Annotated in this window: 10 protein-coding genes and 1 pseudogene; 8 read left to right on the top strand and 3 right to left on the bottom strand. The window is 63.3% G+C overall.

Annotated features, from left to right (window positions below):
* From TSH20_RS30570 to soxR, 3 genes and pseudogenes are all read left to right on the top strand, one after another.
* Positions 1-257: pseudogene (locus TSH20_RS30570) on the top strand (CoA transferase); the annotation flags it as partial.
* A gap of 132 nt (positions 258-389) precedes the next feature.
* Complete coding sequence (locus tag TSH20_RS30565; protein WP_109157739.1) at positions 390-2,546, top strand: acetate--CoA ligase family protein; 2,157 nt, start codon at positions 390-392, stop codon at positions 2,544-2,546.
* Positions 2,547-2,652: 106 nt separating this feature from the next.
* The gene (soxR, locus tag TSH20_RS30560; protein WP_109154711.1) at positions 2,653-3,108 is read left to right on the top strand and encodes a redox-sensitive transcriptional activator SoxR; all 456 of its coding nucleotides are present in this window, start codon (positions 2,653-2,655) and stop codon (positions 3,106-3,108) included.
* A 129-nt stretch (positions 3,109-3,237) separates the two neighbouring features.
* Here the strand turns inward: soxR and TSH20_RS35150 are convergent, their stop codons facing one another.
* From TSH20_RS35150 to TSH20_RS30550, 3 genes are read right to left on the bottom strand one after another with little or no spacing between them, the layout of a single operon-like run.
* Positions 3,238-3,381, bottom strand: a complete 144-nt coding sequence (locus tag TSH20_RS35150) for a hypothetical protein (protein WP_158282095.1) — start codon at positions 3,379-3,381, stop codon at positions 3,238-3,240.
* Entirely contained in the window at positions 3,381-3,836 is a 456-nt protein-coding gene (locus TSH20_RS30555; protein ID WP_109157738.1) for a PAS domain S-box protein, read from the bottom strand. Before TSH20_RS30555 ends, TSH20_RS35150 begins: the two co-directional genes overlap by 1 nt.
* Before the next feature lie 58 nt (positions 3,837-3,894).
* Entirely contained in the window at positions 3,895-5,610 is a 1,716-nt protein-coding gene (locus TSH20_RS30550) for a chloride channel protein (protein WP_199232166.1), read from the bottom strand.
* A gap of 209 nt (positions 5,611-5,819) precedes the next feature.
* Here TSH20_RS30550 and TSH20_RS30545 point away from each other — a divergent pair, with 209 nt between their 5' ends.
* The 5 genes from TSH20_RS30545 to TSH20_RS30525 form a co-directional block, all read left to right on the top strand.
* A complete protein-coding gene (locus TSH20_RS30545) occupies positions 5,820-6,281 on the top strand; it encodes a MarR family transcriptional regulator (protein WP_109157736.1) in 462 nt (153 codons plus the stop codon).
* Positions 6,282-6,532: 251 nt separating this feature from the next.
* Positions 6,533-7,702 (top strand): cystathionine gamma-synthase, encoded by a 1,170-nt coding sequence (gene metB / locus TSH20_RS30540; RefSeq protein WP_109157735.1) that lies wholly within the window; start codon positions 6,533-6,535, stop codon positions 7,700-7,702.
* 195 nt (positions 7,703-7,897) lie between these two features.
* On the top strand, positions 7,898-8,350 hold the full coding sequence (locus TSH20_RS30535) for a cytochrome c (RefSeq protein WP_109157734.1): 453 nt from the start codon (positions 7,898-7,900) through the stop codon (positions 8,348-8,350).
* Positions 8,351-8,365: 15 nt separating this feature from the next.
* The gene (locus tag TSH20_RS30530; RefSeq protein ID WP_109154706.1) at positions 8,366-9,715 is read left to right on the top strand and encodes a cbb3-type cytochrome c oxidase subunit I; all 1,350 of its coding nucleotides are present in this window, start codon (positions 8,366-8,368) and stop codon (positions 9,713-9,715) included.
* Positions 9,712-9,982: AAA family ATPase (locus TSH20_RS30525; RefSeq protein ID WP_146207502.1), on the top strand; the 271-nt coding region annotated here is incomplete at its 3' end. The genes TSH20_RS30530 and TSH20_RS30525, both read left to right, overlap by 4 nt.

Genomic DNA, 9,982 nt, shown 5'->3' with positions numbered 1-9,982 from the left:
AGATCGCCGAGGACAAGTCGCTCTACGAGACCGGCACGCTGGTCGAGGTGGAGCATCCGACCCGCGGCAGCTACCTGACGGTCGGCAACCCGATCAAGCTGTCCGACAGCCCGACGGAAGTCACCCGCTCCCCGCTGCTGGGCGAGCACACCGACGAAATCCTGCGCGACGTGCTGGGATTTGACGAACAGAGCATCACCCAGGCGCATGAAAGCGGCGCACTGGGGCCGGCCCAGACACGCATCGCCGCCGATTAGGACCGGGTCACGACCGGGCAACCAGCACCGGCAACACAAAAAAGCATGCACCGAGACTCCGCCCCTTCCAACGACCGTTCGCCTCTGCCCGCCCTGCGGGATTTCAGACTGACAGACAGGAGAGGGACCATTATGACTGTTGTAATCGATCCGGCCCGCGTCGGACGCCCGACCGAGGTGGTGCGCCGCCTTCTCGATGCCGCGAAGGTCGAAGGCCGTACCTCCTTGACCGCACCGGAAGCCAAGGAACTTTGCGATCTGTACGGCATCCCGGTGCCGCGCGAAGGACTGGCCCGCAGCGCCGATGACGCCGTCCGGCTCGCCGAAGGCATGGGGTTCCCGGTGGTGATGAAAATCGTGTCGCCGCAAATCCTGCACAAGACGGAAGCCGGCGGCGTGCTGGTCGGCGTGCCCGACGCCGATGCGGTGCGCGACGGGTACAAGACCATCATGGGTCGTGCACGCGCCTACGATCCGAAAGCCGAGTTGATCGGCGTTCAGGTCCAACAGATGGTGACGGGCGGAACCGAGGTCATCGTCGGCTCGATCACCGATCAGAGCTTCGGCAAGCTGGTCGCTTTCGGTCTCGGCGGCGTGCTGGTCGAGGTGCTGAAGGACGTCACCTTCCGCTTGGCCCCGGTGACACGGGAGGATGCCGAGGCGATGCTCGACGGCATCCAGGCCGCGGACATGCTGAAAGGGGTGCGCGGCGGCAAGCCGGTCGATCGCGCCGCTCTCGCCGACCTGATCGTCAACGTCTCCCGCCTTGTCGACGATGTGCCGGAGATCGTGGAACTCGACCTGAACCCGGTCTTCGCCCGCGAGGACGGCGCCATCGCCGCCGACGTGCGCGTGGTCCTGGACTTCGAGGCGAAGACGCCGCGCTACCGCCCGACGCCGGACCAGATCGTGCGGCAGATGAACCGCATCATGAAGCCGGACGCGGTGGCGGTGATCGGTGCCTCGTCGGAAGACGGGAAGATCGGCAACTCGGTGATGAAGAACCTCATCAACGGGGGCTACAAGGGGAAAATCTACCCGATCCACCCCAAAGCCGACGACATCCTGGGCTACAAGGCCTACCGAAGCGTCAAGGATGTGCCCGGCGACATCGACGTGGCGGTTTTCGCCATCCCGGCCAAATTCGTCGCGCAAGCCCTGACTGAGGTCGGTGAAAAGCGGATCCCCGGCGCCGTGCTGATCCCCTCGGGCTTCGCTGAAACGGGCAATGTCGAGGGGCAGGACGCCATCGTCGAGATCGCCCGTAAATACGACGTGCGCCTGATGGGGCCGAACATCTACGGCTTCTATTATACGCCCAAGAATCTCTGCGCCACCTTCTGCACGCCCTATGACGTGCGGGGCACGGCCGCCCTGTCCTCGCAATCCGGCGGCATCGGCATGGCGATCATCGGCTTCAGCCGCTCGGCCAAGATGGGCGTGTCGGCCATCGTCGGCCTCGGCAACAAGTCGGACATCGACGAGGACGACCTGCTTTATTTCTTCGAGCAGGATGACAACACCCAGGTCGTCGCCATGCATTGCGAGGATCTGAAGGACGGCCGGGCCTTTGCGGATGCCGCCAAGCGGGTGTCCAAGAAGAAGCCGGTGGTCGTCCTGAAAGCCGGCCGGACCTCGATGGGTGCGCGGGCGGCCAGTTCCCACACCGGTGCGCTCGCCGGCAACGACAAGATCTATGAGGATGTCCTGGCTCAGAGCGGCGTCGTCCGCGCCCGCAGCCTTCAGGATCTGCTCCAGTTTGCCCGCGGCATTCCGGTGCTTCCGACACCGAAGGGCGAGAATGTCGTCATCATCACCGGGGCCGGCGGATCCGGCGTGCTGCTGTCGGACGCTTGCGTGGACAACGGCCTGTCATTGATGACGATGCCTCCCGATCTCGACACGGCGTTCCGCAAGTTCATCCCGCCCTTCGGGGCCGCCGGCAATCCGGTGGACATCACCGGGGGCGAGCCGCCGACCACCTACAAGAACACCATCCGCCTCGGTCTGGAGGATGACCGCATCCATTCCCTGATCCTGGGCTATTGGCATACGATCATCACCCCGCCGATGGTGTTCGCACAGCTCGTCGTCGACGTTAAGGAAGAGATGAAGGCGAAGGGAATCGAGAAGCCGATCGTCGCCTCGCTGGCCGGCGACGTACAGGTGGAGGAGGCCGCCGCCTTCCTCTATGAACACGGCATCGTCGCTTATCCCTATACCACCGAAACCCCGGTTGCCGTGCTGGGCGCCAAATACAAGTGGGCCCGTGCAGCCGGCCTCCTCTGACCATGGCCATCGAGCCGACACCGTCGGCGCAGCGGAGGTTCCGTCAGCCGGTTCCGGCTGACATCAGATCAAGCTGACATCAGATCAACAAGGGATGAGACCGGCCATGCTCGATCCAGTGACCTACGATCGGGATCTCAGCGTAGGCGATGTGGCAAAACGCTCAGGAGTCGCGGTTTCGACACTCCACTTCTATGAGCACAGAGGCCTGATAAAAAGCTGGCGCAGTGATGGCAATCAGCGTCGCTATACCCGGGATGTCCTTCGCCGGGTTGCAGTCATAAAGGTCGCGCAACGGCTCGGCCTCTCCCTGGGGTCGATTGCGGCGGCCCTTGACGTATTGCCCAAGGACCGTTCGCCGACCGCCGAGGACTGGAGGAGGATGTCAAGTGCGTGGCGCGATGAGCTGGACGACCGTATCACCAAGCTCGCACGGCTTCGTGATGAACTTGACCATTGTATTGGGTGTGGCTGTCTGTCGATCAGTGACTGTCCCTTGCGGAATCCCTGGGACGTGCTCTCCGCGTCCGGTCCAGGCCCGCGACTGCTCGACCCGCTTTGACCCTTGGTGAACAGCGGTGTCTTGAGTCCTGTCACCCCCAGTTCCACCTGCGGCAGCAGCCCATCCGGAACTGGGGGTGACAGACTTTTGGTGGCAGTCGGGCTTTTGGTCTGCGGCGGTGGATTGCCGTTAGGAGAGCGAATAACCCAGTTTCCGTATCCAGGCCCTGATGCCGCTGGAGGCGGGGACGTCGGCGCCGGCGACCAGATCAACCGTCCGGCGGATGGCGCCGTCATGGTCGACGCGGAGCTGGCCGACGACGTTGCCGCGCACTAGCGGCCGGCCAGTTGCCTCCGCAACGCCTTCATCTCCTCGAAGCGGGCCGTTACGTCACGCATCACCGATGCCATGCCCACCATGATGCCCTGGTCGTTGTAGACCGGAATGATCGTGAACTCCGTCGAGATGCGGTGACCGTCCTTATGCAAGGCGGGAACCGACAGCAGATCACCCTTTCCATAGTGGGTCTGCCCGCTCGCTATGACCCGGTCATAGCCCTCCCAGTGCCGGTCGCGTTGACGTTCGGGAATGATGATGTCCAGGCTCTGCCCCAGCGCCTCGGCCGCACTGAACCCGAAGATGCGCTCCGCTCCCGCATTCCAGAAGCGGATCACGCCATTGCGGTCGGAATAGACAATCGCATCCGCGGCGGCATGGAGCAGAGCGTGACCGAGGCGGTGCTGCTCCTGGATGGAGAGCGAGAGGTCGGAAAAGCGTGAGGTCTCCATGGCGCAGTCTTCTCACTTCTTGTTTGCTTGTTTTTAGGTCGAGGGCAAAAGCCGCCGGCTAAGCGCTGGTCCGCCGCCGGGAACGGCCGAAATATGCGGCGCGCTTATTTTCCAGTTCGGTCGTGTTGCTCCTGAACTTGAACAGGTCCTTGCGGGAGACGAGGCCCAGAAGACGACGGCTGGCCGGATCGATGATCGGCACCCGGCTGACATCATGCTTGATCATCAGGTCAACCAAGCGGCCCAGCACCGTGTCGGGATGCGCCACGACCATCGACCGGTCGGATAGGGCATCGTCGAGAGTCGCTCCACCATCCTGGTCCGAACCGGTCCAGCGCAGGACATCGGTGCGCCCCACCATGCCGATCACGCGACCTTCGCGGTCGACCAGCGGATAGGATTTATGGCGGTGTTCGGCGGTCGTGAAAAAGGCGACGGCCTCGTCCACCGTCATCGTCCCTGGCAAGGTGTCGACCGCAGTCACCATCACGTCCGAGGTTCGCAGAAGCTCGAACGGGTCGGTGCTGTATTCGCGTGTGAGGTGATGGCCACGGCGTGCGATCTTCTCGGTCAGGATCGAACGCTTCAGCAGCAGGACGGTCACCGCGTAGGACGCGGCGGTCGCCGCCAGCAGCGGCAACAGGGTGTCGAGGTTGCCGGTGAGTTCAACGGCGAAGACGATCCCGGTGAGCGGCGAGCGCATCGTTCCACCCATCATCGCCGCCATCCCGAGCAATGCCCACAATGACGGGTCGCCAGGCAGCGCCAGTCCAACCAGCCATCCGGAGGCTCCGCCCAGGATCAGCAGCGGCGCCAGCACGCCGCCGGACGTACCGGAGCCCAGCGCCACGACCCAGATGATCAGCTTGACGACCAGAACACCCAAGACCTCGCGCACTCCGGTTCCAGGTGACAGCAGGTCGCGGATCACGTCATAGCCGACGCCCATCGCCCTCGGTTCGATCAAGCCGCCCAAGCCGACAACGATCCCGCCGATCGCCGGGCACCACATCCAATGGATGGGCAACCGATCGAACAGGTCCTCCACCTTGTAGAGCATGATTGTCATCAGCCCGGATTGCAGACCGGCGACGATGCCAAGGCCGATGCACGCAATCAGCCCCCACCAGGGGAGAGCGACCGGTCCCGTGAAAGGAAACAGGGGGCCGGTGCCGAACAGCAGGGGGCGCCAGGCCGCCGAAATCAGGCAGCCGGCAACCACCGGAAGGAAACTGCGCGGCTTCCATTCGAACAGAAGGAGTTCGACCGCGAGCAGCAGCGCGGCAACGGGTGTGCCGAAGATCGCGGTCATGCCGGCCGCGGCGCCAGCGACCAGCAGTGTCTTGCGCTCGGCGGCGCTCAGATGGAAGCATTGGGCGAAAAGCGAACCGATCGCTCCGCCCGTCATGATGATCGGGCCCTCGGCTCCGAAAGGACCACCGGTTCCGATCGAGATCGCCGACGACAGCGGTTTCAGGACAGCCACCTTCGGCTGCAGCCGGCTTCCGCCGATCAGGATCGCTTCGATGGCTTCCGGAATGCCGTGGCCACGGATTTTGTCGCTGCCGAAGCGGGCCATCAGTCCGATTGCCAGCCCGCCAAGGGCGGGAGCAGCCACCACCCACAGCGATGGCTCCAACACGCCCAGCGACACGTCTGCGGTGCTGAGGCGGCCGAACCAGACCATGTTGGTGACCAGGGCGATCAGCTTGATCAGCACCCAGGCCGCCACCGTCCCTCCGCTGCCGACGAACAGGGCCATGGCGATCAGCATCAGGACGCGGCGATCGGTGGTGAAGTCGGCAAGCATCTTGGACGGCGCCGTACGGTCTTGAACCCTTGAGGACGGGAGCATGCAGAAAGCCAATGAGTTGGGGAAATGCGGGCGATCCGGGGTGAGCGGCGGTACTGGCCGCCCACGCCGTTCCTTGCGTTTATATCGTGATCCGATATATTTCAAGCCGGAACAACGGTCGGGTTGATATGAGCGACGATGAGAGGACAGCCGCAAAATTGGCGGCCGGAAGCAGGATGGATCGGGTCAACGGCCCGATCAGGTCGAGCGATTATCAAGCCTTGGCCGAATTTCGCCACACACTCCGCCGCTTTCTGGCGTTCAGTGAAGCCGCGGCCCGGACCAGCGGCCTTACTCCGCAGCAGCATCAGGCAATCCTGGCGATCAAAGGGCATGGCGATGGTGGAATGAGCATCGGGGACTTGGCCGACAAGCTTCTGGTTCGCCATCACAGTGCCGGCGAGTTGGTAGACCGGCTGGTGAAGGCGGATTTGGTCGTCCGCCTGGAAAGTGCCGACGACCGACGTCGCGTGGTCCTTGTCCTGACGCCACAGGCGGAAGCCGTCCTGGAAGACCTGTCGGCAGTCCACCTGGATGAGTTGAGGAAAACAAAGCCCTTGCTGCTGGCGTTGCTTAACGCCTTGCCCTGAGTAGACAAGAAAATGGCGAGGCTGATGTGATCGGGTCACCGGCCTCAGCAGCGGCTATGGAAATTTTAGATGCAAACCATCGGGGAAATTCGCTGTTGCTCTTTGCGAGTGCACCCTAGGCTTCATGCGATCTGTCACGAGCTGCCGAGCACGGAGTCAGAGATCGCCGTGCAACGATCTCGGCAGATGCGGAAGGCACCGGTGGTTCAGCTTTCGGCGCAGGCTGGAACACGCAATCGAAGAGGCTGAGCATGGAAAACAACAAAACTGCGCAGACCATTGCCGCGGCCAACGGCATCGGGAGCGACGCGGCGTTCGGTGCGGTGACGTCACCGATCTACCTGTCGACCACCTATCGCTTTCCCGGCTTCGAGAAACCCGGATCTTACGACTATTCGCGGACGGCGAACCCGACACGCGATCAGCTTGCCGATACCCTGGTGAAGCTCGAGGGCGGCGCCGGTGCCGTGATCACGGCCACGGGCATGGCTGCGGTCGATCTGCTGCTGACGACGCTCAGTCCAGGGCAGTTGGTGGTTGCGCCGCATGATTGCTACGGCGGCACCTATCGTCTGCTCTCCATGCGTGCGGCAAAGGGCCATTTCGACGTGGTGTTCGTCGATCAGAACGTCGAAGCCAGTCTGGCGGCGGCTCTCGCGCGGCGCCCTGCTCTGATTCTTCTGGAAACCCCGAGCAATCCGCTGATGCGGGTCACGGATATTGCCCGGATTGCCGAGCAGGGCAGGGCGATGGGAGCCAAGATCGCCGTCGACAACACCTTCCTTTCACCCGCGCTCCAGCAACCCATTGCCCTGGGAGCGGACTTCGTCATCCATTCGACGACCAAATACCTCAACGGTCATTCGGATGTCGTAGGGGGAGCCTTGATCGCGGCGGACCCGCAGGACCTGAAAGGCCTTGAGGATTGGGCCAACGCGACCGGCGTCACCGGCTCGCCATTTGACGCATACATGACGTTGCGCGGCGTGAGAACGCTGTTTCCCCGGTTGGAGCACCAGCAGCGCAACGCCATTGCCATCGCCAACTTCCTGGATCGCCATCCCTGCGTCGAGGCCGTGCATTATCCCGGCCTGCCGTCCCACCCCGGTCACGCGATTGCGGTGCGCCAGCAGCGTGGTTTTGGGGCGATGTTGAGTTTCAACATCAAGGGGGGCGCAGATGGCGCGCGCTGTTTCGTGGAATCGGTCAGGCTGTTCACACTCGCAGAGTCTCTCGGCGGCGTGGAAAGCCTCGTAGCCCACCCGGCGACGATGACCCATGCCAGTATGGGGGCCGAGGCGCGGCGGGTGGCCGGCATCGACGACAGCCTGCTGCGGCTGTCCATCGGCCTGGAAGGAGAAAGCGATCTTCTCATGGATTTGGACCAGGCACTGGAGGCGGTATCCAGAAGCATCGCCTGATGATTGAACGGCGCCGATTTTTTCGGAGACCATCAAGCAGTTCAACGATGGGAGACGCCTAGAATGAAATCAAAGTACTTAACCCTTTCACTCTTTGGTATCAGCCCTATGCCACCCTTCCGTGAGCACGGCTGAGTTGTAGGGTTGACTCAGCACGTTACAACCCGAGACAGCGCATGCTGAAGGAGGGTGAAGATGGCTGAACGCCTGACCAAATCGGCCACGCGGAACATCTTCTACGGCGGCTCCGCATTCTTCCTTGTGGTTTTTGTCCTTCTGACCGCCCACAGCCACTATTACATGCGAACCGTCAGCACCGACGAATCGACGCTGACCGAGAGCGTGATTCGCGGCAAACATGTGTGGGAGAAGAATTCCTGCATCAATTGCCACACGCTGTTGGGGGAGGGTGCCTATTTCGCGCCGGAACTCGGCAATGTGTGGGTCCGCTATGGCGGACGCGACGATCCGCAGGGCGCACGCGACGCGCTGAAGGCGTGGATGCAATCGCAGCCGAGCGGTGTCGAAGGGCGCCGCCAGATGCCGCAATTCAACCTCACCGACCAGGAACTCGACGATCTGGTCGATTTCCTGGAATGGACCAGCCGCGTCAAGACCCAGGGCTGGCCACCGAACAACGCGGGCTGAGGGAGGGACCATCGGATGAGATTCGCCACGCAACGCATCGCCTACTGGTACTTCGTCTGCGCCATGGCGCTGTTCGGTGTCCAGATCCTGTTCGGGGCCCTGGCCGGAACCGTCTATGTGATCCCGAACTTCCTGTCGGAGATCCTGCCCTTCAACATCCTGCGCATGATCCACACCAACGCGCTGATCGTCTGGCTTCTGCTGGGCTTCTTCGGCGCCGCCTATTACCTGATCCCGGAGGAGGCGGAGCGCGACATCGAAAGCCCGATGCTGGCCTATGCCCAGCTGGTGATCCTGATGGTCGGTGCGCTGGGGGCGGTCGGCAGCTACCTGCTGGGCATCCATGGCGGGCGCGAGTTCCTGGAACAGCCGCTGTGGGTCAAGATCGGCATCGTCGTGGCGGCGCTGATCTTCCTCTACAACGTCTCGCTGACGGTTCTGCGCGGGCGGCGCACGGCGGTCACCAATGTGCTGCTGCTCGGACTCTGGGGCTTGGCGATCTTCTTCCTGTTCGCCTTCTACAATCCCGGCAACATCGCGGTGGACAAGCTGTACTGGTGGTACGTCGTCCATCTGTGGGTGGAGGGGGTATGGGAGCTGATCATGGCCTCCATCCTCGCCTTCCTGGTCATCAAGATGACCGGCGTCGATCGCGAGGTGGTGGAGAAATGGCTCTACGCCATCGTCGGCCTCGCCCTGTTCTCCGGCCTGCTCGGCACCGGGCATCATTACTACTGGATTGGCGCGCCCGGCTATTGGCAGTGGATCGGCTCCGTCTTCTCGACGCTGGAGGTGGCCCCCTTCTTCGCCATGGTGCTGTTCGCCTTCTCCATGGCCTGGAAGGGGCGGCGCGACCACCCGAACAAGGCGGCCTTCCTGTGGACGCTCGGCACGCCGGTGATGGCCTTTTTCGGGGGCGGCGTCTGGGGCTTCCTGCACACCCTGTCCTTCGTCAACTATTACAGCCACGGCACCCAGGTCACCGCGGCGCATGGGCATCTCGCCTTCTTCGGCGCCTATGTGATGCTGAACCTGTCGATGATCTCCTATGCCATGCCCAACCTGCGCGGCCGTGCGCCCTACAACCAGGTGCTCAACATGTGGAGCTTCTGGATCATGACCTCGGCGATGGCCTTCATGACCTTCACCCTGACCTTCGCCGGCGTCGTCCAGGTCCATCTCCAGCGCGTCATGGGCATCACCTACATGGAGGTGCAGGAACAGTTGGCGCTGTTCTATTGGATGCGGCTCGGCTCCGGCATCGTCGTGGCGCTGTCGGTGCTGCTCTTCCTCTACGCGATGTTCGGCCCGGCCCGCGAACAGCTCCCGCGGCGCTCGCGGCCCTCGGTGGCACCGGCTGAATGACGACCGGGCCGGAGGGCATGGCGGTCCCCTTCTATGCGGCGACCGGGAACGAGGTGGCGCTGTTCGAGCACGCCCACCGCAACCGGTTGCCGGTGCTGCTGAAGGGGCCGACCGGCTGCGGCAAGACCCGCTTCGTCGCCCATATGGCCGCCAAGCTCGGCCGGCCGCTCTACACCGTGTCCTGCCACGACGACCTGACCGCCGCCGACCTGACCGGCCGCTACCTGCTGAAGGGCGGCGACACCGTCTGGGCCGACGGGCCTCTCA

The sequence above is a fragment of the Azospirillum sp. TSH20 genome (assembly GCF_003115935.1).
Classification (GTDB): Bacteria; Pseudomonadota; Alphaproteobacteria; order Azospirillales; family Azospirillaceae; genus Azospirillum.
This window is presented reverse-complemented; position numbering and strand designations above follow the sequence as displayed.